At 67.6% G+C, this 21,974-nt stretch carries 21 protein-coding genes; 12 read left to right on the forward strand and 9 right to left on the reverse strand.

All coding sequences use genetic code 11. From position 1 onward, the window contains the following. Positions 1-5: 5 nt before the first annotated feature. Positions 6-971 carry a protein translocase subunit SecF gene (secF, locus tag ACW7G2_RS08290; RefSeq protein ID WP_456974630.1) on the forward strand — a complete coding sequence of 322 codons (966 nt, stop codon included), beginning with the start codon at positions 6-8 and terminating at the stop codon, positions 969-971. Between the two features lie 245 nt (positions 972-1,216). Here the strand turns inward: secF and ACW7G2_RS08295 are convergent, their stop codons facing one another. Continuing rightward, the gene (locus tag ACW7G2_RS08295) at positions 1,217-2,071 is read right to left on the reverse strand and encodes an inositol monophosphatase family protein (RefSeq protein WP_456974632.1); all 855 of its coding nucleotides are present in this window, start codon (positions 2,069-2,071) and stop codon (positions 1,217-1,219) included. Between the two features lie 86 nt (positions 2,072-2,157). Between ACW7G2_RS08295 and ACW7G2_RS08300 the strand changes: the two genes are divergently transcribed. The 3 genes from ACW7G2_RS08300 (at position 2,158) to ACW7G2_RS08310 (ending at position 6,058) form a co-directional block, all read left to right on the forward strand. Beyond that, positions 2,158-2,946 (forward strand): RNA methyltransferase, encoded by a 789-nt coding sequence (locus ACW7G2_RS08300; RefSeq protein WP_456974634.1) that lies wholly within the window; start codon positions 2,158-2,160, stop codon positions 2,944-2,946. 74 nt (positions 2,947-3,020) lie between these two features. Continuing rightward, positions 3,021-3,947, forward strand: a complete 927-nt coding sequence (locus ACW7G2_RS08305) for a phosphate/phosphite/phosphonate ABC transporter substrate-binding protein (RefSeq protein ID WP_456974891.1) — start codon at positions 3,021-3,023, stop codon at positions 3,945-3,947. After that, the gene (locus ACW7G2_RS08310) at positions 3,944-6,058 is read left to right on the forward strand and encodes a putative bifunctional diguanylate cyclase/phosphodiesterase (protein ID WP_456974636.1); all 2,115 of its coding nucleotides are present in this window, start codon (positions 3,944-3,946) and stop codon (positions 6,056-6,058) included. Before ACW7G2_RS08305 ends, ACW7G2_RS08310 begins: the two co-directional genes overlap by 4 nt. On the opposite strand, the gene ACW7G2_RS08315 is transcribed toward ACW7G2_RS08310, so the two are convergent. Beyond that, positions 6,055-6,660: an exopolysaccharide biosynthesis protein gene (locus ACW7G2_RS08315; protein ID WP_456974638.1), complete on the reverse strand. Its 606-nt coding sequence runs from the start codon at positions 6,658-6,660 to the stop codon at positions 6,055-6,057. The genes ACW7G2_RS08310 and ACW7G2_RS08315 overlap by 4 nt on opposite strands. Positions 6,661-6,751: 91 nt before the next feature. Next, positions 6,752-8,083: a hemolysin family protein gene (locus ACW7G2_RS08320; RefSeq protein ID WP_456974640.1), complete on the reverse strand. Its 1,332-nt coding sequence runs from the start codon at positions 8,081-8,083 to the stop codon at positions 6,752-6,754. 333 nt (positions 8,084-8,416) lie between these two features. On the opposite strand from ACW7G2_RS08320, the gene ACW7G2_RS08325 reads away from it, so the two are divergent. From ACW7G2_RS08325 to ACW7G2_RS08340, 4 genes are all read left to right on the forward strand, one after another. After that, positions 8,417-9,043, forward strand: a complete 627-nt coding sequence (locus ACW7G2_RS08325) for a DUF47 domain-containing protein (protein WP_456974642.1) — start codon at positions 8,417-8,419, stop codon at positions 9,041-9,043. A gap of 12 nt (positions 9,044-9,055) precedes the next feature. Then, entirely contained in the window at positions 9,056-10,183 is a 1,128-nt protein-coding gene (locus ACW7G2_RS08330; protein ID WP_456974644.1) for an anion permease, read from the forward strand. Between the two features lie 53 nt (positions 10,184-10,236). After that, a complete protein-coding gene (locus tag ACW7G2_RS08335) occupies positions 10,237-10,617 on the forward strand; it encodes an MGMT family protein (RefSeq protein WP_456974646.1) in 381 nt (126 codons plus the stop codon). A gap of 87 nt (positions 10,618-10,704) precedes the next feature. After that, positions 10,705-11,358 carry a rhomboid family intramembrane serine protease gene (locus tag ACW7G2_RS08340; protein ID WP_456974648.1) on the forward strand — a complete coding sequence of 218 codons (654 nt, stop codon included), beginning with the start codon at positions 10,705-10,707 and terminating at the stop codon, positions 11,356-11,358. A 7-nt stretch (positions 11,359-11,365) separates the two neighbouring features. Here the strand turns inward: ACW7G2_RS08340 and ACW7G2_RS08345 are convergent, their stop codons facing one another. Next, entirely contained in the window at positions 11,366-13,387 is a 2,022-nt protein-coding gene (locus ACW7G2_RS08345) for a M13 family metallopeptidase (protein WP_456974650.1), read from the reverse strand. Between the two features lie 400 nt (positions 13,388-13,787). Between ACW7G2_RS08345 and ACW7G2_RS08350 the strand changes: the two genes are divergently transcribed. Continuing rightward, positions 13,788-15,116, forward strand: a complete 1,329-nt coding sequence (locus ACW7G2_RS08350) for a DEAD/DEAH box helicase (RefSeq protein WP_456974652.1) — start codon at positions 13,788-13,790, stop codon at positions 15,114-15,116. A gap of 96 nt (positions 15,117-15,212) precedes the next feature. Here the strand turns inward: ACW7G2_RS08350 and ACW7G2_RS08355 are convergent, their stop codons facing one another. Further along, positions 15,213-17,252: a bifunctional serine/threonine-protein kinase/formylglycine-generating enzyme family protein gene (locus ACW7G2_RS08355; RefSeq protein WP_456974654.1), complete on the reverse strand. Its 2,040-nt coding sequence runs from the start codon at positions 17,250-17,252 to the stop codon at positions 15,213-15,215. A 131-nt stretch (positions 17,253-17,383) separates the two neighbouring features. Between ACW7G2_RS08355 and ACW7G2_RS08360 the strand changes: the two genes are divergently transcribed. After that, entirely contained in the window at positions 17,384-18,745 is a 1,362-nt protein-coding gene (locus ACW7G2_RS08360) for a hypothetical protein (protein ID WP_456974656.1), read from the forward strand. Between the two features lie 10 nt (positions 18,746-18,755). On the opposite strand, the gene ACW7G2_RS08365 is transcribed toward ACW7G2_RS08360, so the two are convergent. Both ACW7G2_RS08365 and trxA read right to left on the reverse strand, forming a co-directional pair. After that, on the reverse strand, positions 18,756-19,205 hold the full coding sequence (locus ACW7G2_RS08365; protein ID WP_456974658.1) for a DUF4442 domain-containing protein: 450 nt from the start codon (positions 19,203-19,205) through the stop codon (positions 18,756-18,758). 8 nt (positions 19,206-19,213) lie between these two features. Next, on the reverse strand, positions 19,214-20,101 hold the full coding sequence (gene trxA, locus ACW7G2_RS08370; RefSeq protein ID WP_456974893.1) for a thioredoxin: 888 nt from the start codon (positions 20,099-20,101) through the stop codon (positions 19,214-19,216). A gap of 243 nt (positions 20,102-20,344) precedes the next feature. On the opposite strand from trxA, the gene ACW7G2_RS08375 reads away from it, so the two are divergent. Continuing rightward, the gene (locus tag ACW7G2_RS08375; protein WP_456974660.1) at positions 20,345-20,563 is read left to right on the forward strand and encodes a helix-turn-helix transcriptional regulator; all 219 of its coding nucleotides are present in this window, start codon (positions 20,345-20,347) and stop codon (positions 20,561-20,563) included. Continuing rightward, positions 20,560-21,141 carry a DUF998 domain-containing protein gene (locus tag ACW7G2_RS08380; protein WP_456974662.1) on the forward strand — a complete coding sequence of 194 codons (582 nt, stop codon included), beginning with the start codon at positions 20,560-20,562 and terminating at the stop codon, positions 21,139-21,141. The genes ACW7G2_RS08375 and ACW7G2_RS08380 overlap by 4 nt, the downstream gene beginning before the upstream one ends. A gap of 312 nt (positions 21,142-21,453) precedes the next feature. Here ACW7G2_RS08380 and ACW7G2_RS08385 read toward each other — a convergent pair whose 3' ends face one another. Both ACW7G2_RS08385 and ACW7G2_RS08390 read right to left on the reverse strand, forming a co-directional pair. Next, positions 21,454-21,705: a SemiSWEET transporter gene (locus ACW7G2_RS08385; RefSeq protein WP_456974664.1), complete on the reverse strand. Its 252-nt coding sequence runs from the start codon at positions 21,703-21,705 to the stop codon at positions 21,454-21,456. Next, positions 21,702-21,833, reverse strand: a complete 132-nt coding sequence (locus ACW7G2_RS08390; RefSeq protein ID WP_456974666.1) for a hypothetical protein — start codon at positions 21,831-21,833, stop codon at positions 21,702-21,704. Before ACW7G2_RS08390 ends, ACW7G2_RS08385 begins: the two co-directional genes overlap by 4 nt. Positions 21,834-21,974: the final 141 nt, after the last annotated feature.

A 21,974-nucleotide genomic window follows, 5' to 3' on the forward strand; every position in this document is an offset into this window, starting at 1 on the left:
ACGATATGAAGATTTTCCCGATTTCCCTGCTTCCCGCGAACCCGAACATCGACTTCATGCGCATGCGCTGGGTCACGATGATCGCCGGGCTGGTTGTGTTCATCGCCGCAATCGGTGCGATTGCCACCCAGGGCTTCAACTACGCGCTGGACTTCACCGGCGGTACATCGGTCACCCTGCGCTTCGACGAGGCCCCCGATGTCGACGGCGTGCGTGAGCAACTGGCGCAAGCGGGACACGATAACGCCCAGGTGCAGACCTTCGGCAGCGGTGCGGACCTGCTGGTGCGCCTGCGTGCTGAAGAAGAGCAGCTGACCGTGGACGAGAACGTGCAGCTGGTGCAGGACGTGATTGCCGCGGTGAGCACGCCGGACAATCCGGCCACGGTGATCAGCAGCGAGTCGATTGGATCGCAGGTGTCCGAGGAGCTGTCCAGCAAAGCGCTGAACGCGGTGATCTTCGTTCTGGTGGGCTTCCTGATCTACATCGGTTTCCGCTTCGAGTGGAAGTTCGCGGTAGTGGCCAGCGTGACCACGTTCTTTGACGTGATCGTGGTCGCGGGCTTCTGGGCCATGACCGGGCGCGAGTTCGACCTGACCGTGCTGGCGGGGCTGCTGGCGGTAATGGGCTTCTCGATCAACGACACCATCGTGGTGTTCGACCGCGTGCGCGAGAACTTCCGCAGCATGCGCGCCGACCCGCTGACGGTGTTCAACGCCTCGATCAACCAGACCCTCTCCCGCACGATCATCACCTCGGTAGTGTTCCTGCTGTCCGTGACCGCGCTGTACTTCTACGGCGGTGGCTCACTGGAAGGCCTGGCGCTGACCCAGATGATGGGCGCCGTGATCGGTACCCTGTCATCGATCCTGCTGGCCTGTCCGCTGCTGACCGTTGGCTTCCTGACGGTCACCAAGCAGGACCTGCTGCCCAAGGCCAAGGATGAGGAGGCGCTGGCAAGGCGCCCCTGATCCGGCTCAGCCGTTCCAACAAAAAAGGCCGCGCACTGCGCGGCCTTTTTTGTGCCGGGTCCACCCCGAGGCCAAGCCCCGTCGTGGCCGGGAGGCCTTCGCAGCGAAGTAAAGGAGGAAGCATCCGCCGCAGGCGGATGCCGGGGGACATGAGCAGCGAAGGCCTCCCGGCCGCGACGGGGCCCCTCAGGTCACCCCGCGGTCAAACGAAGCACAGCCCCGAACGAAGCACAGCCCCGTAAGAGTCAGTCCGAAACCACGGTCGCCAGGCCGGTGAATGCCGCCGCATAGCCGGAGGAAACGATGATCTTCTGCAGCGGCTCGGTAACGCGTACGTTGCCCGCCAGCAGCTGGCGGCTGGCCGTACCGCGGTCATCCATCGGACCGGTGGCAGCGTTCTTGAAATCCGCCACCCGGCCACCCGCTTCGCGCACCAGCAGCGCGCCCGCGGCGATATCCCAGGGCTTGAGTCCCGCTTCGAAATACGCGTCCAGGCGGCCGCAGGCCACGTAGGCCAGGTCCAGCGCCGCGGAACCGCTGCGGCGCACATCTTCCGCGTCGCGAAGCACCTGGCGCACGCATTCAAGCTGCGCACCGGCGCGGGCACGCTCGCGTGGGGCAAAGCCGGTACCCACCAGCGCGCCGGAGAGCTCGCGGCGATCGGCAACCCGGATCCGGCGCTCGTTGAGCTGCGCGCCGCCGCCACGGCTTGCGGTGAACAGCTCGTTGCGCAGCGGATCGAAGATCACCCCGTGCTGCGGCTCGCCGTCCTCGACCAGCGCGATCGACACACACCAGTGGGGAATGCCGCGCAGGTAGTTGCTCGTGCCATCAAGCGGATCGATCACCCACGTGGAGCGGCTGGAGCCGCGGTTGCCCTTCAGCAGGCCGCTCTCCTCGCCCAGCACGGCATATTCGGGGTTGGCGCGGCGCAGCTCCTTGATGACCTCGGCCTCGGCCAGGCCGTCAACCTCGCTGGCATAGTCGTACCGGTCCTTCTCAACCACGTTCAGCGCATCGAGACGGTGCATGTGGCGCAGCAGCACGTTGCCGCCTGCGCGGGCCGCCTTGATCATGATGTTGACGGCAGGTTTTAGCATCGCGACGGGCTCCGGGCGCTTGGGGGAACAGCAGGGGGAAAGAACGGGCAGCGCTGTTGGCTGGCCGGACAGTTTAACATCCGCGCATGGCACACGATCCGATCGAACTTGAACCCTCCGCAGCACAGTCCGGTGCGTCCAGCAGGATCCGCATCGTGCTTGTGGGCACTCAGCACCCCGGCAATATCGGCGCCGCGGCGCGGGCCATGCTCACCATGGGCCTGGCCCGGCTGGCGCTGGTGGCGCCGCGCCATTTCCCGCACGCGGAGGCCGAAGCCATGGCTGCCGGCGCCGATTCCGTGTTGCAGCAGGCCACCATCCACGCGGACCTGGCCGAAGCGGTGGCGGACTGCCACCTGGTGCTGGGCTGTACCGCCCGTGATCGGCGGATCGCCCTGCAGCAGCTTGCTCCGCGCGAAGCGGCGGCGCAGACCGTAGAGGCTGCGCAGTCTGCGGAAGTGGCGCTGGTGTTCGGGCGCGAGCGCACCGGGCTGGAAAACTCCGAGCTGCAGCTGTGCCACCGGGCCATCCATATCCCCTCCAATCCCGGCTACAGCTCGCTGAATCTCGCTGCGGCGGTGCAGGTGATCAGCTACGAGCTGCGCTTGGCCCTGCTGGAGCGGAGCCAGGCAGGTCCGGTGCTCGGGACGGCCAGCGGGGACCAGCTGGCCAGCCATGCCGAAGTCGAGGGATTCTTCGGCCAGCTGCACGACACCCTGGACGAGATCGACTTCCACAAGGGCCGCAACCCGGATGCGGCCATGCGCAAGCTGCGCCGCATTTTCGTGCGCACGGACCTGAACGCTGGCGAGGTGCGCCTGCTGCGTGGAGTGCTGGCTGATTGCCAGCGCATGGCCCGCCTGGCCCGCGACTAGATCGGGACGAAGGTTACTGTCAGGCGCGTCGGGATTGGGCTAGTCTCGATTCCGGTCATCCGGGGGACAACCATCTGAGCGCCGTGGCCCGCAGCCTTCTTTTTCTCCTGTCCGGTGCTTTCGCCGTGCTGCTGGCCGCGTTGCCCGCCGCCGCCGAGGGCGGTGACGAGCTGGTGCTGGGGCGGATCAGTGATGATCCGGCCAGCCACTATGCCCAGCTCAAGCCGCTGCTGGACTACGTGGTTCCGCGGATGGCCGACGTCGGAATCCGCGAGGGCCGGATCCTGATGGCGCGTGATACGCAGCAGATGCTCAGCTACCTGCGCCGTGGCCGGGTGGACTGGGTCACCGAGACCGCTGCCGCTGCGATGCTCTTGGAAAGCCTGGCCGGCGCAGAACCATTGCTGCTGACCGAGCGCAGCGGTGTAAGCCGCTACCGCACACTATTTTTTGTGCGCCGCGACAGCGGGATCCAGACCCTCGAAGCGCTGCGCGGCCGCAGCGTCGCCTTCCAGAACCGCTCCTCCACCAGTGCCTACTTCGTACCCGCCACCGAGCTGCTCTCGCGCGGCCTGTCGATGGAGATCCTGCTTTCGCCCGTCGACCAGCCGTCGCCGGACTCCGTGGGTTACCTGTTCGCCGGTTCGGAGTCCAACATCGCCACCTGGGTGCACAAGGGGCTGGTGGATGCGGGCGCAATGAGCGACCTGGACTGGAACAACCCCCGGGCCACGCCACCTGCCTACCGCCAGGACCTGATATTGATCCACGAGACGCCGGACTTTCCGCGGGCGCTTGAAGTCACCCGGGCCGGCATGGACCCGAAGGTGCGCGAACGGCTGCGCGATGTGCTGGTGGAGGCCGCCGGGGATCCGGAGGCCGCAGAGGCGCTGCGGCATTTCTTTGGCACCACCCGCTTCCTGCCGATTGACGGGCAAGCCACGCAGCAGCTGCAGTATCTGCGCGCCGCGGTGCTGCGGGTCAGCGACGAAATCGAATGAAGGTGCGCTACGGCCTCCAAGCCAGGGTTTTCACCGCGCTGCTGGCGGCTCTGGTGATCACGCTGACGGTGATGGCCCTGGTGCTGCAGCGGCAGGAGGCAATGCGCGAGGACATGCTGGACGGTGCCCGCGACGCCATGAATGCGCTGGTGCACAGCAGGCTGCAGGCCAACGTCCAGGCCAGCGTGGACCGGCTGGCCGGGGATCTGGTGAATCCGCTCTACTACTTCGACATGGAAGCGATCGGCAAGACCATCGCCAGCGTGCAGCGGCAGGCCGACGTTGAATACGTGGTGGTGTATTCCCCGACCGGCGAAGTGCTGCATGACGGATCGCGTGAGATCGCCACCTTCGGCCAAAGTGTGGATGAAGCGCTGGCTTCCGGCGCGATCGGTGCCGAGGAAAGCCAGGGGGCCGGCGCAGGCCGCGGATTCGAGGTATCGGCGCCGATTACCATCGGCGACCAGGGCCTGGGCGGGGTACGGGTGGGCTATTCGCTGGACTCCGTGCGCCAGGACGCGCGCCAGGCGACCGGCGGTTTGCGTGCGGGCCTTGAGGAGATTGCGAGCCGCCACGGAATCGCGATCGCGGCGCTGTTCTCGTTGCTGGTGGTGGTGGCCGCAATCATGGTGCTGCTGGCCCAGCGCACCCTGGTGCGCCCGGTGCGCCGCCTGGCCGAAGTGGCGCGCGAGATCGAATCGGGGAACTTCGATGTCAACGTGCCCGACAGCCGCCGCAACGACGAGGTGGGCGAGTTGGAACGCGGCTTCCGCCGCATGAGCGAGAGCATCGCCCGTCACGACCGCGACATCCGTCGCATGGCCTATACCGACGCCCTGACCGGGCTGCACAACCGGCTGGCGTTCCGGGAAATCCTGGACCAGCGCATTGCTGCTAACGGCGCTGGCGGCAACATGGCCCTGCTGTTTGCCGATATCGACAACTTCAAGCGGATCAACGACACCCTGGGCCACGATGCCGGGGATGAAGTGCTGGTGCAGTTCGCAGAGCGCATCCGCGACGTGGTCGAGCGCCATGCTGCGTCGGCGGTGGTGGCCAGGTTTGGCGGTGACGAATTCGTGGTGTTGCAGCCGGTCCCGGCCAGTGCCGATGCGCGCCAGGCGGCCGGACAGCTGGCCGGGATCCTGGTCGAAGAGGTGGGTCGGCCGCTGATGGTGGCAGAGCGGCCGGTGTTTCTCGGCCTGTCGATCGGCGTGACGCTGTTCCCCGACGATGCGGCCAGTGCGGCGTTGCTGATGAAAAACGGCGATATCGCCATGTACCAGGCCAAAGTGGCGGGCAAGAACTGCCATCGCTTCTACAGCCGGGCCATGGACCAGGCGGTCGAGCGCCGGGTGCGCATGGAACAGGACCTGCGCGGCGCCTGGGAGCGCGGCGAGCTGAGCGTGGTGTACCAGCCGCTGTTCAACATGGCGGACCACCGCCTGGTGGGTGCCGAAGCGCTGCTGCGCTGGCGCCACCCGACCCAGGGCATGGTGGCGCCATCGGTGTTCATCGACGTGGCCGAACAGAGCGGTTTGATCGAGGGCCTGGGCGTGGCGGTGCTGGCGACCGCGTGCAAGGAGGCCGTGGGCTGGCAGGAGCGCGCCGGGCCGGAAGGCATGTTCGTCTCGGTCAACGTGTCCCCGCGCCAGCTGCGCAGCGGCGATCTGGCCCAGCAGGTGGAAGACGTGCTGCGCCAGACTTCCCTGCCGCCCGCGCGACTGCACCTGGAGCTGACCGAGACCGCGGTGCTGGGCGATGAGCTGCGCACCGACCGGCCGCTGGCGCGCCTGCGCGAGGCGGGGGTCAAGGTATGGCTGGATGATTTCGGCACCGGGTTCTCGGGGCTGAGTCATCTGCGGCGGATACCCATCGATGGGGTGAAGATCGACCGCAGTTTCATTGCCGACGTGCTGCGCGATCCGGACGATCTGGCCCTGACCACCGCGATCATCGCCATGGCCCGTTCACTGGGTATGACCGTGGTGGCCGAAGGGGTGGAGCGGGAAGGGCAGTTCGAGCTGCTGCGTGAGCGCGGCTGCGACCTGGCCCAGGGTTACTGGCTGGGCCACCCGGTCAGCGGCGAAGAACTGCGCATGCTGATCTAGCCCGCGCCCTGGAGCAGGGGCGCCAGCCAATGGGCCGCTGCGGCAGCCAGGGCGCCGCTGGCCACGCCGAACACCGCGATCGCAATCAGCCCGGCTGCCCAGCACAGCAGCATCAGCGCACCGTCGCGCTCCAGCAGCGCCAGCGCGTAGGCCATCAGCAGGGCGCCGAACAGGTAATTGGTGAACGGGATTGGCAGTGCCAGCAGGATGCCCAGCAGCACCACCAGCAGGCCGGTGAACGAGGCCGCGAGGCGGTGGTCGAGGACTCCCCCCATGCGCGGCCTGATCCTGCGTTCGATTCGCGCCAACAGCGGCGAAATGCGTCGTTCAAAGCCGATCAGGGTGTGCCGGTAAGGGCCCCGACGAGACAGGAAACCGGGCAGCCAGGGCCGTCGGAAGCCCAACAGCAGCTGCACGCCCACGACCACGGTGAGCGGCCCGCTGATCGCCCCGGCCAGGCCCGGGACCGGAATGAAGGCGGGGATCGCGGCGATCACCAGCAACATGCCGAAGACCCGCTTGCCCAGCCCGGCCAGCAGGTCATCAAGGCGCAGCGGCTCGTCGGGATCACCTACGGTGTAGGCGGCCAGCAGGGCCCGCACGCCTGCCTCCCGGCGGTGCTTCCTGCCCCCGCCGGCGCCGCCCCCGCCGTCCCCGTCCCCGTGGGCGCCGGCAGGTCCGGAGCCGGTGGCGTCAGTCGTCATCGCCGGGGGCAGGTTCGGGCAGCTTCTGCAGCAGCAGCTTGTCCACGCGGGGGCCGTCCAGGTCCACCACTTCGATCCGCCAGCCGGCCCACTCGAACCATTCGCCGGTATTGGGGATGCGGCCGAAGTGCGCAATCACCATGCCGGCGGCGGTGTGATAATCGTGGTCCAGCTCGTCGGGCAGGCGCGCGCCAAGCAGTTCGCGCATGGTGTCATTGGTCACGCCGCCGTCCACCAGCAGGGACCCGTCGTCACGGGTGATCACCAGGGGGGTCGCGCCCTCACCCTCGCCGCTGCGGGTGCGGCCGATCACTGCTTCCAGCAAGTCATTGACCGTGATCAGGCCGGAAATGTCGCCGTATTCGTCTACCACCAGGGCCAGCGACTGCTTTTCCTCGCGGAATATTTCCAGCAGCTTCAGCGCCGGCGTGGATTCGGACACGAACAGGGCCTTGCGCAGGTTGGTGAACAGGTCGAAACCGCCCGAATCGAGCCGGTCCAGCAGCGACTTCACTTCCAGCACCCCGATCACCTCGGCGTCGGAATCGCGGTAGACCGGATAGCGCGAGAACGGCGTGGCCCGCATGCAGGCCATGTTCTCCTCGAAGGTTTCGGTGTCATCCAGCCAGACGATCCGGGTGCGCGGCGTCATGAGGCTCTCGGCGCTGCGGTCACCCAGCTGCAGCACCCGGTTCATCATGTTGCGCTCGTCGTCGTCGATCACGCCCTGCTCATGGCTTTCACTGACCAGCAGCAGGATCTCCTCTTCGCTCACCTTGGCTGCTTCGGTGTCGGAAAGTCGCAGCAGCCGCAACGCCGCATGCACGCTGGAACTGAGCAGCCACACGGCAGGCTTGGCCACCCGCGAGACGGCGTTCATGGGTAGGGCAATCAGCGAGGCGATGCGCTCGGGGGCCAGCAGGGCCAGGCGCTTGGGCAGCAGTTCGCCGAAGATGATGGTCAGGTAGGTGATCAGGCCCACCGCCAGCAGCAGCCCGGTGGTGTCGGCCCAGTTGGCCTCCATGAACGGGACCGTGGCCGCCAGCCCCGGCGCCGCCAGGAGCAACTGCTCGCTGATCGACTGGCCGATCGCCCGACCACCGAACATGCCGGTCAGGATGCCGATGAGGGTGATTCCCACCTGTACCGTGGACAGGAAGCGCTCGGGCTCGTTGGCCAGCTCCAGTGCCTTGCGGGCGGCGCGGCTGTCGCCGGCGCGCTGCCTGAGCCGCGACTTGCGCGAGGTCACCACCGACATTTCCGACAGCGCGAAGAACGCGTTGCAGGCGATCAGCACCAGCACGATCAGGAATTCCAGCATCAGGAGAGTTCCCGTGCCGGGGCGGGGTGGAGCGGGGCGGGCTGGCCGGCAGCGCGGAGGGCGGTGCGGCGGGGCGGTAGGAGAATGTCGTCCATGGGATCTTCAGCGCAACAGCGCGGAGCAGGATGATACCAGCCAGCGTGTGTTGGCGGCCCCTTTGGGGCCGGGTGCCGCGACGGTTTACCGGTGCCGTCACGGACCCGGCCGGGCCACCCGGGGCCACACCCCGCTGTACGTAAAGTGTGACAACTAGGCGAAAGCGTCTTCAAACCGTCATAATCCGCTCCCCGTAGACGCCGGGCATCCGCCGCTGGCATTTGAAAAGGTCTCCAGATGTTTTCCCTGCAAACCATCTTCGGCCGGGGCAACCGGTTCTATTCGCTGCTCGAGGACGCGGCCGTGTCCGCCCAGGATGCTGCCCAGGCCCTGCACCTGATGCTGCGGGAAGCCGATCGCCAGCCTGCGCTGGATGCATTCCGCCTGGCGCGCACGCGCACGCGCGAAACCTCCAGCCTCATCAGCCAGGAGCTGGTGGACAGCTTCATCACCCCGATGGAGCGCGAGGACATCGAGGCGCTGGGGTCGGCGTTGTACCGGATTCCCAAGCAGATCGAGAAGTTTGCCGATCGCTATGCGCTGGCCGTGCAGAACCTGGAGCATATTGATTTCGCCCCGCGCGCGGCCATGCTCGAGCAGGCCGCCGGCGTGGTGGTGGCGATGGTGCGCCTGCTGCCGAAGATGAAGCTGGAGCCGATGAAGGCGCTCAACGACGAGCTGCGTTCGATCGAAAACGAGGCCGACCGGCTGATGCTCGAGCTCTACGGCGACATCTATTCGGGCAAGCTCGATCCGCTGCACATGTTCCTGCTCAAGGAGTTCTTCGAAATCCTGGAAAAGGCCATCGACCGCTGCCGCGAAGCCGGCGTGGTCGCCTACGAAATCGTGCTCAAGAACTCGTAAGGGACCGTCGGGATGCTTACCCTTGTCCTGATCGTGGTCCTGACCGCGCTGGTGTTCGAATACATCAACGGTTTCCACGATACCGCCAACTCGATCGCCACCGTGGTGGCGACCAAGGTGCTCTCGCCGATGCAGGCGGTGGGCCTGGCGGCATCCATGAATCTGCTGGGCGCCCTGGCCGGTACCGCGGTGGCGCAGACCATCGCCTCGGGCCTGATCGACGCCGGCGTGGTGGAAGTTGGATCGCAGCTGATCCTGTGCGCGCTGCTGGGCGGCATCATCTGGAACCTGATCACCTGGTGGTTCGGGCTGCCTTCTTCGTCCTCGCACGCGCTGATCGGTGGCCTGATCGGTGCAGCGCTGGCCGCGGCCGAGATGAATTTCGACGTGGTGATCTGGTCCGAGCCGACCGAGCCGGTGTGGCGCAGCGCCGGGGTGCTGTGGAAGGTGGTCATCCCCATGGTGGGCTCGCCCGTGCTCGGCTTCGCCTCGGGCTTCCTGATGATGGGGGTGCTGTTTTTCATCATCGCCATGTTGGCGCGCGCGGGCGGCGTGTTCGCGCGCATGGTGCGTCCGCGCTGGGTCAATGCTTTCTTTGGCAAGAGCCAGATCGTGTCCGCGGCCGGCATGGGCTTTGCCCACGGCTTGAACGACGCGCAAAAGACCATGGGCATCGTGGCCCTGACCCTGGTCAGCGCGGAAGCCACTGGCGCGCTGGACAACTTGCCGGCCCTGCTGGGTTTCCTGCATCCGTCCGAGGAAGCCCTCAGCGAGGGCGGTATCGACCTGTGGATCAAGATCACCTGTGCGGTGGTGATGGCGGCCGGTACGGCTGCCGGCGGCTGGCGGATCATCAAGACCCTCGGCCACAAGCTGGTCAAGTTGCATCCCATCCACGGGTTCGCCGCTGAAACCAGCGCCGCCTCGGTGATCCTTGGCGCCTCGGCGCTGGGTATCCCGGTCTCGACCACCCACAACATCTCCTCGGCGATCATGGGCGTGGGCACTGCCAAACGCCTGAACGCGATCAAGTGGGGGGTGGTCAACAAGATGGTCTGGGCCTGGATCCTCACCATCCCGATGTCGGGCGGCATGGCCTACGGAATGTTCCGCGCCCTGCAGGCGCTGGGTTGGGCGTAAGCCCGGGTTGCGGCTTGCCCTCCCCGGAGGAGCGCGCCCGCTATGCTGCTCCGATGGATTCGGAGGCAGCCCGCAAACGGATACTGGCCGCAGTGCGTGCCATCGGCCACGGTCGGACGGCGGGTTATGGCGAGGTGGCCCAGCATGCCGGGCTGCCGGGCCGGGCACGCCTGGTGGCTCGCATCCTGGCAGGCAACGATGACCCGTCACTGCCCTGGCACCGGGTGCTGCGCAGCGACGGCCGGATCGCGTTCGAGGCCGGCAGCGCCAGCTGGGTTGAGCAGGTGCAGCGCTTGCGCGACGAGGGTGTCGAGGTGATGGATGGGCGGGTTCGCCGGTCGTCGCCCGCGCGCGGCGAGCGGCTGGACCAGCTGCTCTGGGGACCGGGCAGCGGGGCAAAGCCAGCCGGCCCGCGACGCCGCCGCAAGGCATGATTCCAGATACCGGCGGCGTAATCCCGTCGTAACCGCCGACAGCCCCGGGCCAGGCGGTTATGATGGCCAGTCATCTCAGGAGTGCGGATGTTCTCCAACCTTCCCCCAGTCACCAGGGCCCTGCTGGGCATCAACGTAGTTGTGTTCCTGCTGCAGGCCCTGATCGGGAATCAGCTGTTCTACTCGTTCATGCTCTGGCCGCTGGGTGGCAGCGAGGCCGGCGGCCTGCCGTTCCTGCCCTGGCAGCTGGTGAGCTACGGCTTCCTGCATGCCGGCCTGTTCCACCTGCTGTTCAACATGGTGGTGCTGTTCATGTTCGGTGCGCCGCTGGAGCACACCTGGGGGCCGCGCCGCTTCCTGACCTATTTCCTGGTCTGCGTGGTGGGTGCCGGGCTGTGCCAGCTGGTGGTCGTCTCGTGGTCACTGGCGCAGGGCGGACCGCCGTATCCCACCCTTGGTGCTTCGGGCGGTGTGTTCGGGGTGTTGCTGGCCTTCGGCATGCTGTTTCCGAACCAGCGGGTGATGCTGATGATCCCGCCCATCCCGATGAAGGCGCGCACCCTGGTGATCGCGCTGGGCGTGATTGAACTGGTCGCCGGCATCAGCGGCACGCGTTCTGGCGTGGCCCATTTCGCCCACCTGGGCGGCATGCTGTTCGGCTGGCTGCTGATCCAGCAGTGGCGCGGCCGGCCGCCTTTCAGCAGGCGACCGGGCGGTGGCGGCAACGTACGCCGGTTCTAGGTGTAGCTCAGCGCCAGATGCTGACCTGTTCCGCCTCGGCGCGCTGCATTGGCGTGCCGGGCTTGCAGTCGAAGGCCTCGCCGAAGGCGGGCAGGTTGGCCAGCGGGCCGTTGGTGCGCCACTGGCCCGGCGTCTGCAGCTGGCTGGCCGCGGCGACGGTGGCCGCATCCGGTGACATCTGCTGGCGCCAGAGGCCGGCCCATCCGCGGAAGAACCCCTGTGACGCTTCCTCCGAGGGGGCGTCTTCCGCCGTCTGGAAGGCGGCCCAGGCCAGCTCCAGCCCGGCCAGGTCGGCTGCGTTGGCGTCGCGGCTGCGGGTGCCGTCCACCATGGTGTCGGACGCGCCGGGGAACACATACCCGTGGTACTGGGTGGCCAGACCGTGGGTGCGTTCGGTCCAGGCGGTCTGATCGGCCAGTGCCCACCAGTCGCGCAGATTGCCGTCGGCATCCACGTTGCGGCCGAGGATATCGATGCTGCGGCCCAGCTCGTGGCCCACCAGGGCACCAAAGCTGCCGTAGTGACTGGCTGGGTCGGCAGCCATGTCCAGTACCGGCGGCTGAAGCACGGCGGCCGACACGATCAGGCGGTTCTGGGCCAGGTCATAGCCCAGCGCCGGCTGCTGCGGGAGGACATCCCAGCGCTGGGACACGTTGGCCTGCCCGATCCGGCGCATCTCCTGGGCGTGGCGCCAGGTGGAGGCAATCAGCATGTTGGCGCCAAAGCTGTCGCGGCCCATCGGCTGCACGCTGAAATCCAGATCCTGGACCGGCGCACCGATCTCGATGCGCAGGCCCTGCAGTTTGCGGGCCGCCTCGGCACGGGTAGCGGGTTCCATCCAGGAGTTGTCCTGCAGGGCTGCCGAAAGGGCATCGCGCACCTGCCCGGCGATCCGCTCGGCGCGGGTGCGGGTGACGTCAGGCAGGTGGCGGGCAACGTACTCGCGGGCGAGCATGGGGCCGGCGGCCTGGTTGATCGCGGCGAGCACCTGCTCAGGACGCGCGGCAGGCGCGGTTTCGCCGCGCAGCACCTTGCCGTGGAACTCGAACTCCGCGTCGCGGAAGCTCTGTGACAGGTACGGCGCCATCGCATTGCCCACGTGGAAGCGCAGGTACGACTGCCACTGGGAAGCCGGGGCATTGGCCACCAGATGGTCCAGCAGGCCGAACAGCTCAGGGTTGGCCAGTGACACCTGTTCGCTCTGCACACCCTGTTCGCCAAGGAACTGATCCAGCCGCAGCTGGCGGAACTGCTTGCGCAGTCCGGCCGTAGGAACCGGGGCGTAGTTGATGCGCGGGTCCCGCATTTGTTCCGCTGAGCGCCAATGGCCTGCGATCTGTGTTTCCAGGTCCACCACTGCTTCGACCTGCGCGTCCAGGGCGTCTTCAGTCACCCCGGTCAGGGCCAGGATGCTGCGCACGTACTGGCGATAGCGCTCCATCAGGGCGCCGGTTTCATCGTCATCCCGGCTGTAGAAGTCCGCGCCCGGCAGACCCAGGCCGCCCTGGGTGAAGTAGCCGATGTGGCGGTCGAGATCGGCAAGGTCCACGTCGGCGTTGAATCCGAACGCCACCGGGATACCCACCTGGTGCAGGGCGGTGATGGTGGGCGCAATGTCACGGGCACGGCGGATGCCATCGATACGGGCGAGCAGCGGGGCGATGGGCGTGGAGCCGTCGGCTTCCACAGCGGCCTCATCCAGCCCGCTGGCCCAGAAGTTGCCCAGCAGCTGCTGGATTTCGTTCTGCGGCGCATTCATGGCCTGGTCCAGCAGCTGCCGCTGCTGCCGCGCAGCCAGGTCGCGCAGCTCCTGCAGCGCAGATGCCGAAGCGATGCCCGGGCCGGGCAGTGCGTTCGCTTCCAGCCAGTCCTTGTTGCTGAAGGCATAGAAGTCGGTGCAGGCGGTCGGCGCGGCTGGTGCTGTGGCACGGCGCTGTGCGCTGGCGTCAGCAGCCAGGCCGGCGAACAGGATCGTGGCAAGTGCGAGGGCGGTCGGACGCAGGAAGGCGCGGGACGGGTCGAACGGCATGTGCTGGCTCCTTTGGGGCGGACCGGAGTGACAGGGCCGCGACAGCGCGGAAGTTTAGCAAGCACGCAGGCATCCGGCCCGGCCTTCCACCGCGTGAACGACATGGAGGTAAATGCGCGCCAGGCCGCGTTTTAACGTAGACTTGCCCTGTTCTGCAAAACGGCTGCCCCCTGCTTTCAAGCAGTGACGATCCTGGTATGCCCGCCTCGGCTCCGGCCCGGCTTCTTATCCCGCACGTCCTTTTCGTCGCGCAGACACGGCCCGGAACCTCCGGCAGCCGTCACAAATTTGCCTGCAGCGCGGTATTGGATAGCTCCGGGCAAGCCAAAGATCAGACCGGTCAACGGTGCGCAGCTGCGTGCCGCCTCCGGCGCGATCGCTTTCTCGGAGTAATACAACAATGACGTTTGAAACCCTCGGCCTGTCGCCGGCACTGCTGCGCGCGCTGAATGAAACCGGCTACAACATCCCCACCCCGATCCAGGCCCAGTCGATCCCCGGCGCGCTGGAAGGGCGTGACGTGCTCGGTGCGGCCCAGACCGGCACCGGCAAGACGGCTGCCTTCGGCCTGCCGCTGCTGCAGCGCCTGGCCAAGGAGACCCCGCCCAAGGGCCCGCGCAAGCCGCGCGCCCTGGTGCTGGTGCCCACGCGTGAGCTGGCGGTCCAAGTGGCCGACAGCATCAAGGCCTACGGCCGTCACCTGCGCCTCAACGTCACCATGATCTTTGGTGGCGTCGGCATGCAGCCGCAGATCGACAACCTGCGCCGTGGCGTGGATGTGCTGGTCGCCTGCCCGGGCCGGCTGCTGGACCATCTTGATTCCGGCCACGTGAAGCTGGATGCCATCGAAGTGCTGGTGCTGGACGAAGCTGACCGCATGCTCGACATGGGCTTTCTGCCCTCGATCAAGCGGGTGCTCTCGCGCGTGCCCAAGCAGCGCCAGACCATGCTGTTCTCGGCCACCTTCGAGCCGCGCATCCGGTCTTTGGCCATGGAACTGCTGGACCGGCCGGTGGAAGTGCAGGTGGCTACGCAGAACACGATTGCCGACACCATCGTGCACCGCGTGCATCCGGTTGATTCGGCCCGCAAGCGCGATCTGCTGATCGACATCCTCGCAGCACGCCACACCGACCGGGTGCTGGTATTCGGCCGCACCAAGCACGGCTGCAACCGCCTGGCCGAACAGCTTGGCGAGGCCGGCCTGCCGGCGGTGGCGATCCACGGCAACAAGAGCCAGGCCCAGCGGCAGAAGGCGCTGGACGCGTTCAAGGCCGGCCGCGCACGGATCCTGGTGGCTACCGACGTGGCCGCCCGCGGCCTGGATATTCCCGACCTGCCGCTGGTGATCAACCACGATCTGCCGATGGTGGCCGAAGACTATGTGCACCGGATCGGCCGCACCGGCCGCAACGGCGCGCAGGGTGAGGCGCTGTCGCTGGTCGCTCCCGAAGAGGGTGGCCTGCTGCGCGACATCCAGCGCGTGCTCAAGGCCGAGATCGCGTTGGAGACCGTGCCGGGCTTCGAGCCCAGCCAGCCGCTGCGCATGGATGCCAGGCCCGCTCAGGGCCGTGGTGGACGCGGTGGTGGGCAGAGGCCCGACGGACAGCGCCCGCCGCGCAAGCCGGGTGCCCGAGGACACGGCAAGCCGCAGCAGCGTGGTGCTACCCCGCACGCGGGTCCCAAGCAGCACCGCGGTGGCGGCGGACGGACGCGCCACACCGCCTGACGGCGGACTCTGAAGTAATCAGCATGACGGGCGCAATTGCGCCCGTCATGCTTTCTGGTGTCCGGTTCCTGGCCCGGAAAGCCGGGTTTCCGAGCCTCAAGGTTCGCGCACCAGGCGGAAGCCCACGTCGTCGTAGCCGCGCTCGGTCGAGCGCGGGCCGGCGCCGCTTCGGCGCCAGCTTTCTCCGGCCACGGCGCGGGCGCGGCAATCGCCATTGCAGTCCAGCAGCCACTCCGCCACCGCCTGTACGCCAGCGGTGACTGGCAGCGCGCCGGCTTCACCGGCAGTGGGCAGGCGGTAACGGGCACCGTTCTGCTGACCCAGCCAGCGTGCGTAGGCGTCGGCATCATCCCAGGACACGCAGACCACGGCGTCACTGCCGGATTGTTCGAAGCCGGGAGACGTCCAGTCACGGGGTGACAGCATCCTCAGCAGTGAGGCGCGCTCGCGGCACAGGGCAGGCTCGCGCCCGGTGGCTTCAGCAAACCGGCTGTATTCATTGCGGCTGATGTGCAGCCGGGTCAGTGCGTACGCCCCATCGCCGCCACGCTGCACGGTCATCCGGCCCGGATCCCCCGGCACCACCTGGCCAACCGCGGGGATGGCCCGGACAAGTCCGGCCAGGCGCTCTCGGGCGGTGGTGTCCAGCCCGATCGCCGCTACCGGCTCGAGGCTGCGCTGGGCCGCTTCGCGATCGAACTGCCGCGCGGCTTCCCGCACCCGCGCCTCGATCGCCGTGGCCAGAGTGCGCCGAGCCGATTCCAGTTCTGCTTCCGCGGCGGGGGCCACCAGCTCACCGATCCGGCTGGCCCGTTCCAGCGCGGCGACGGTCCCCGAGGTGTCGCCGGCCTGGAGCCTGCGCGCGCCTTCCTTTCCTAGCGCACTGACCAGCGCCGCTGCCGTCGGGGCGAGTTCAAGATGCTCGGTGTCCTCTGCGATGGCTTCGAGCAGTGTGTCGTAGGCGTTATCACCGGTTGGAGTGGTCAACCGACGGGCCTGGATCTGGCGCTGGGCGTCGGCGATCAGGTGCCCGACCCGCGATTGCGGTGCGGCCGCGTCGCCCACCGGGGTTCCGTCTTCCGCGGTCGTGGCGCCCAGCCGTGGCCGGGTGTCCGACGCTGTTTCCGCGCCAGCACGGAAGAAGCGCTCTGCCGGAGTGCCTGGAACGCTGCCATAGCGCTGCAGGCCCAGGCCCAGCAGCGCGGCCAGGACCAGGCCGCCAATGATCCAGGCATAGCCGGGTACGTGCCGCGGTCTGGAGACGGCGGCCCGCAGCCAGGCGCCCGGCGCGAGGCGTCCCGGGCGGCCGGGCAAAGGCACCTGTTCGATCGCCTGCAGCATGTCGTTGGCGTCGTGGAAGCGCTTGAGGGGGTACTTGGCCAGCGCCCGGTCCATGAAGCGCTGCCAATGGCGCAGGTGCGGCGGCAGGCGCGGGATCGGGTCGCGGGCGTGCATCACCGCCATCGCCAGCGCGTCCTGGGCCTGGTAGGGCAGTTCGCCAGCCAGCATTTCCCAGGCCAGCACGCCCACGCTGTACAGATCGGCGCGCGGATCGACTTCTTCGCCCCGTGCCTGCTCCGGGGCCATGTAGGCGGTGCTGCCCACGGCCAGCCCGGCGCTGGTGACGCGGCTGCCGTAGCCCCGGCGCAGGGCGATGCCGAAGTCCGCCAGCAGCGGGCCGCCGGCGTCGTCAAACAGGACGTTTTCCGCCTTGACGTCACGGTGGATCACCCCGCGGCCGTGGGCATACGCGAGTGCGGAGAGCAGGCCGCGCAGGACTTCGCGTGCGCCTGCTTCGTCGTTGCGGAAATCACGCTGTCCCAGGTGGCCGTTGGCCAGGTAGGGCATGGAGTAATACGGCAGCCCCTCGGTGGTACGGCCGATGTGGAAGATGCCGACGATATGCGGGTGATCCAGCCGGCCGACGGTACGGATCTCGTTCTCGAACCTGCGTCGGCTCACTTCATCGGCCAGCGCATCCGGACGCATCACCTTCAGCGCCACCTGGCGGCCGAGTGACTCCTGCTCGGCCAGATAGACGATCGAAGTGATGCCCTCGGCCAGCACGCGCAACAGCCGGTAGCCCACGATGACCGGCATGGACGCGCTGTTCTGTGGCGATGGCTGCATCGTCATCACATTCCCCCCTGGAACTGCCCGCAAGCATACGGTGCCCCGTTCGCTGCGTCGTGTGAAATGGCCTACGGTTATGGAGAATCAGTGGCCAGGTTGGTCGTCGGGGAGAGCAGGGAATGCGGAGATGGGGGTTGCGGATCGGAATCGTGCTGTTGGCGTTGATTGTGCTGGTGGCAGTGCTGTGGAGTATCTCGCGGGTGCGGGGGGGCAGCCCGGAACAGCGTGCGGCGCTGGAACTGTTCGAGCAGATGCCAGAGCCATCCGGACGTAATGCCTGGCCGCTCGCGTGGCTGTTGCAATGGGATGTGCCCGCGTCCGAAGTTGAGGCGGTGGCGGCGGAGGACGCCGCCCGCTTCAACGCGCTGCCACCGTTTGGGGATGCGGAGCGGGAGGCAGCGGTGGCGGCGCTGGAAAGCGTGGCTGCAGGGCGCTATCGCGACCTGGGGCCGACACTGGTCGACGGGCCGGCGTCATGCGGCTTGGGGGGCGGCCCGGGGGCCGGCGGTTGCTTGGCGCATGTGCGCGACGATCGTGACGCACATGCCGCCCGCTTGGCTGGGGCCAACGATCTCGTGGACCGGGTGGAAGCGCTCGCCGATTATGACCACATGTACAGCCTGATCTCGCCGGTGTTGGATGCGAGGCTGCCGCGGCTGCAGTGGCTGGGCCTGCCGACGACACGCCATGCGCTGTGGTTCGTTGATGGCGAGCATGACCGTGCGCTGGCCGGCAGCTGCCGGGCCATTACCGGCTACCGCAGGCTGGCGACCAATTCAGACACCCTGCTGTTCTCCACGATGGGTTTCGCGGTGATCGGGGGCCAGAGCGCACTGCTTGCCGAGATGCTGGCCGAGCTGCCGGTCGGGCACGTGCTCCCCGGTGAATGTGATGAAGCGTTGGCGCCATTACAGCCTGAGGAGCTGGGTACCTGCCGGGCCATGCGGGGCGAGTGGGCCTGGGGTGCGGAGGCGAGGAACTGGATGGCTGGCACGATGTCCCCGGGCGGCCAACTGGTATATGACCCCGGCACGACCGACGCGCTCATTGCCGCGCATTTGGCCTGGCCTTGCAGCGATGAAGCCGGCCGCCTGCGCGCGCAGGACCTGCCCGTGTCGATTCCGGAACTGCCTGCGGGTCTGGGACGGCTGGAGTGCTGGGCCAACCTGGTCGGCTGCGTGCTCTCGGATATCGCGGCACCGGCGTACGTACATTACGAAGACAGGGCGCTGGATGCGGCTGCAAAGATCCGGCTCCTGCAGACCCTGGCGTGGATGCGCGAACAGGCCAGCGCCGGCGACATCCGCGATGTGCCTGCATTGCTGGCCCGCAGCCCGCATCTGCCACAAGAGGGGGATCGCAGCTTCGAGGTGGGCCCTGACGGCACCCATTTGCGCATGTCGCTTTCGCACATGCCGTTCTCCGATGACGGCAGGCAGACGCACTGGACGATCCCGCTGCCGCCGGAGCTGCACGTGACAGCAGCAGCGCACTGAGGCCTGAGCCTCAGCGACCCGGCTTGCGCCTGGCGTAGACCTGCTTGCGGACCCGGGCGACGACGTCGCCTTCAGCGTCGATCACTTCGGTCCCGAACCAGTGCAGGTACTTCGCGCCGCCAGCGGTGGCCTCACGGATGGTGTCCAGGGTGGCGTCGTCCAGCTCGAAGCTGGCGTGCACGGTGCCGCGGCCGGGCTTGAGGAACTCGATTTCGCCGGCCTGGTCCCAGACGTAGTGGTCGCGGCCGAGGCGCTCCTTGACCAGCATCATCCAGAACGGATCGGTCATGGCAAACAGGCTCCCACCGAAGTGGGTGCCAACGTAATTGCGGTTCCAGGGGCGCATGCGCAGCTCGACCCGGGCGCTGCGCCAGTCGTTCGCGATCGCCGCCACGTGGATGCCGGAGAACAGGAACGGGGGCCACAGGTTCATGCCGTGGCGCAGGGTGGACGGCTTCATGCCGGGCCTCAGAACAGCAGCGAGGCCATCTTCCTGCGGTAGCGGCCCACCACGGCGGGATCCTCGACGATCTGGAATGCGTCGATCAATGCCTTGCGGGGCAGCCCGTCCTGGTAATCGCGGTCACGCTGCAGCATCTCGATGAACTGTTCCAGGCCTGCTTCGGCATCGCCGCCGACGATCAGATGCACGCCGAGCAGATGGCGGGCGCGCAGGTCAGCCGGGTCAGCCGTGATTGCCGCTTCCAGGTCAGCGGGCACCGGCGCGTCGGCCAGCAGGGCGGCGAATTCAAGGCGCGCGCGCGCAGCTACCGTGCGGTCATCGGTGGCCAGGTTGGCAGGGAGGGCGTCGAGCAGCTTGCGGGCCTCATCGGTGGCACCGGTGCGCAGCAGGGCCAGTGCCAGGTCGAGCTTGTGTTCCTCGCTGTCCGGCTCGGCCTCCACCTGTGCCCGCACGCGCGCCACTTCGGCGTGCGGATCGGCCGGTGTGGCCGGTGCGCCAGGGGCTGGGTCGCCATCCTGCGGCTCAAACCCTTCCAGCGCAGGCGCGGCGGGCTCGATACCGTTGCGCTTGAGGAACTCGCGCACCTCGCCCTCGGCGACCGCGCTGGCGAATCCATCCACTGGTTGGCCGTTGACCAGCAAAAATACGGTGGGGATCGAGCGGATCTGGAACGCGGCGGCCAGCTGTTGCTCCGCCTCCACATCCACCTTGGCCAGTACGAAAGCGCCGTTGTACTCGCCCGCCACCTTTTCAAGGATCGGTCCGAGGGTTTTGCACGGGCCGCACCATTCGGCCCAGAAATCGATCAACACCGGAACCTGCGTGGATTTCTGCAGGACGTCGGTCTCGAAATTGGCGGTGGTGGCGTCAAAGACGTGGGGCGAAGAGGGCAGCTGGTTCATTGGGGAATTCCTGATGCGATGCCGCAAGCATGGTGGCGGCGGTTCATGAATCCAAGCCGATGTAAAAAGAAGTTGACATTCGGGCGCTTCAAAGTAAAAGATACTTTACGTTTAGTCCGGTTGAGTTGACATCATGACGATCCAACGATGGGGCTGGGGTGGACTGCTCGGGGTGGCGGGCATCGGCCTGTGGCTGCTGCTGGGCAGCGGACGCGCGTACTGGCGGGACCGGCATTGACCGGCACGCCGATCGCCAATGAAATCCGCCGCCTGCGCTTCGAGCACGGCGAGATGACCCAGCAGGCGTTGGCCGATGCCTGCGGCGTCACCAGGCAGACCATCATCGCGCTGGAGGCGGAGCGCTACGCGCCGTCGCTGGAGCTGGCGTTCCGCATCGCGCATGCGTTCGGGGTGGGTGTGGAAGAGGTATTCCGCTGGGAGGGAAAGCGATGAGCCGATGGATGCAGATGTCCGCCTGGTGCGCGGTGCTGTGCTGCGTCGCAGCTGCGGTGGTGGCCGGGTCGGCGTTGGAAGGCTATTCGCACGGGCTGTATCCGCTGGGCCTGCTCGGTGCCGATGGAGTGCCCGGGGCGATGGCTTTCAACGTGGTGGGGTTCGCGGTGCCGGGCCTTCTGGCGGCGGTGGTGGCGCATGGGCTGTATCTCCGGCTTCCCGCAAGCGCCGGCTGGCTGGCGCGCATTGGTGCACGGATGCTGCTGCTGTCCGCGCTCGCCTTTGCCGCCCAGGGGCTGTTGCCGCTGGATCCCCAGGACCTGGACGCGCCAGCCAGCGGCCTGCATGCCAGCGCCTGGCTGGTGTGGTGGATCGCCTTCGCCGCCGGCGCGCCGCTGCTGGCCGTGGGCATGCCGAGCGTCCGCGCCATCACCGGCGCAGCGGTGGGCACGGTGCTGGCCATGATGTTCATCCCTGCGACGGTGCTGGAGCCACCCATCGCCCAGCGCATCGCGCTTGCCGCCTGGCTGCTATGGCTGGCCCTCGCCCCGTGGCTGGCCACCCGGAACCGGAGCTGATGTAGGAGCGTGCCATGCGCGCGAAGCCGCGTGAATTTGCCCCCCGGGATCGCAGCGAATGCTGAGGGGCCGGTGGGGCATTCCCGGGCGGGACTATCGGCGCCATGGACGGCGCCGATAAGCCTACATGGACGTATTTACGTGCGTGTCCCGTCCGGGAATGCCCCGCCGGCCCGCCCGCGTCAGGGTCACGCGGCTTCGCGCGCATGGCGCGCTCCTACTGGGGGCAAGACGCAGTGGGTACCGCAGTCGCGGGTATGCCGGGAGCGTCCGCGCGGTCAGCACTCGATGACGTTGACCGCCAGTCCGGGCTCAGCCGTGTCGCAGCTTCAGCACCAGGATGGTTCCGGCCAGGACGAAGGTGGTGATGTTGGCGAGGATCATTGGCCAGGAGCCCAGCGCCAGCCCGTAGGCGAACCAGAAGCCGATGCCGACGGTGAAGATCACGTACATCCCCAGCGAGATGCCGCTGGTGTCGCGGCTGCGGATGGTCTTGACCGCCTGTGGCACGAATGCGATCGAGGTCAGGATCGCCGCGGCGTAGCCGAGCCACTCGACGCTCACGGCGCGTCCGCGTGCTTGAACACCGTGCCGTCCTTCATCACGAAGCGCACGTCCATCAGCGCTTCCAGGTTTTCCAGCGGGCTTTGGCTTCGCTGGCGGCGAAAGCAGGGCAGGGCAGGGAACGCCACCAGCTCGCGATCAGGAGTCTGTGCATGTTGGTTCCCCGGTCCAGAATCCTTCCATTAGAAGCACGACCGGTCCGGACGGCAAGCCGCCCCGGCCAATGGCGGGACTTTGTGGGCTGCGGTAGGCTTTCCGGTCCCCTTGCA

The sequence above is a fragment of the Luteimonas sp. A277 genome (assembly GCF_054052045.1).

Bases quoted from the DNA above. Each gene is read 5' to 3' on its own strand.
- secF (WP_456974630.1), top strand. From the start codon at position 6: ATGAAGATTTTCCCGATTTCCCTGCTTCCCGCGAACCCGAACATCGAC.
- ACW7G2_RS08295 (WP_456974632.1), bottom strand. From the start codon at position 2,071: ATGCTAAAACCTGCCGTCAACATCATGATCAAGGCGGCCCGCGCAGGC.
- ACW7G2_RS08300 (WP_456974634.1), top strand. From the start codon at position 2,158: ATGGCACACGATCCGATCGAACTTGAACCCTCCGCAGCACAGTCCGGT.
- ACW7G2_RS08310 (WP_456974636.1), top strand. From the start codon at position 3,944: ATGAAGGTGCGCTACGGCCTCCAAGCCAGGGTTTTCACCGCGCTGCTG.
- ACW7G2_RS08320 (WP_456974640.1), bottom strand. From the start codon at position 8,083: ATGCTGGAATTCCTGATCGTGCTGGTGCTGATCGCCTGCAACGCGTTC.
- ACW7G2_RS08325 (WP_456974642.1), top strand. From the start codon at position 8,417: ATGTTTTCCCTGCAAACCATCTTCGGCCGGGGCAACCGGTTCTATTCG.
- ACW7G2_RS08330 (WP_456974644.1), top strand. From the start codon at position 9,056: ATGCTTACCCTTGTCCTGATCGTGGTCCTGACCGCGCTGGTGTTCGAA.
- ACW7G2_RS08335 (WP_456974646.1), top strand. From the start codon at position 10,237: ATGGATTCGGAGGCAGCCCGCAAACGGATACTGGCCGCAGTGCGTGCC.
- ACW7G2_RS08340 (WP_456974648.1), top strand. From the start codon at position 10,705: ATGTTCTCCAACCTTCCCCCAGTCACCAGGGCCCTGCTGGGCATCAAC.
- ACW7G2_RS08345 (WP_456974650.1), bottom strand. From the start codon at position 13,387: ATGCCGTTCGACCCGTCCCGCGCCTTCCTGCGTCCGACCGCCCTCGCA.
- ACW7G2_RS08350 (WP_456974652.1), top strand. From the start codon at position 13,788: ATGACGTTTGAAACCCTCGGCCTGTCGCCGGCACTGCTGCGCGCGCTG.
- ACW7G2_RS08355 (WP_456974654.1), bottom strand. From the start codon at position 17,252: ATGACGATGCAGCCATCGCCACAGAACAGCGCGTCCATGCCGGTCATC.
- ACW7G2_RS08365 (WP_456974658.1), bottom strand. From the start codon at position 19,205: ATGAAGCCGTCCACCCTGCGCCACGGCATGAACCTGTGGCCCCCGTTC.
- ACW7G2_RS08380 (WP_456974662.1), top strand. From the start codon at position 20,560: ATGAGCCGATGGATGCAGATGTCCGCCTGGTGCGCGGTGCTGTGCTGC.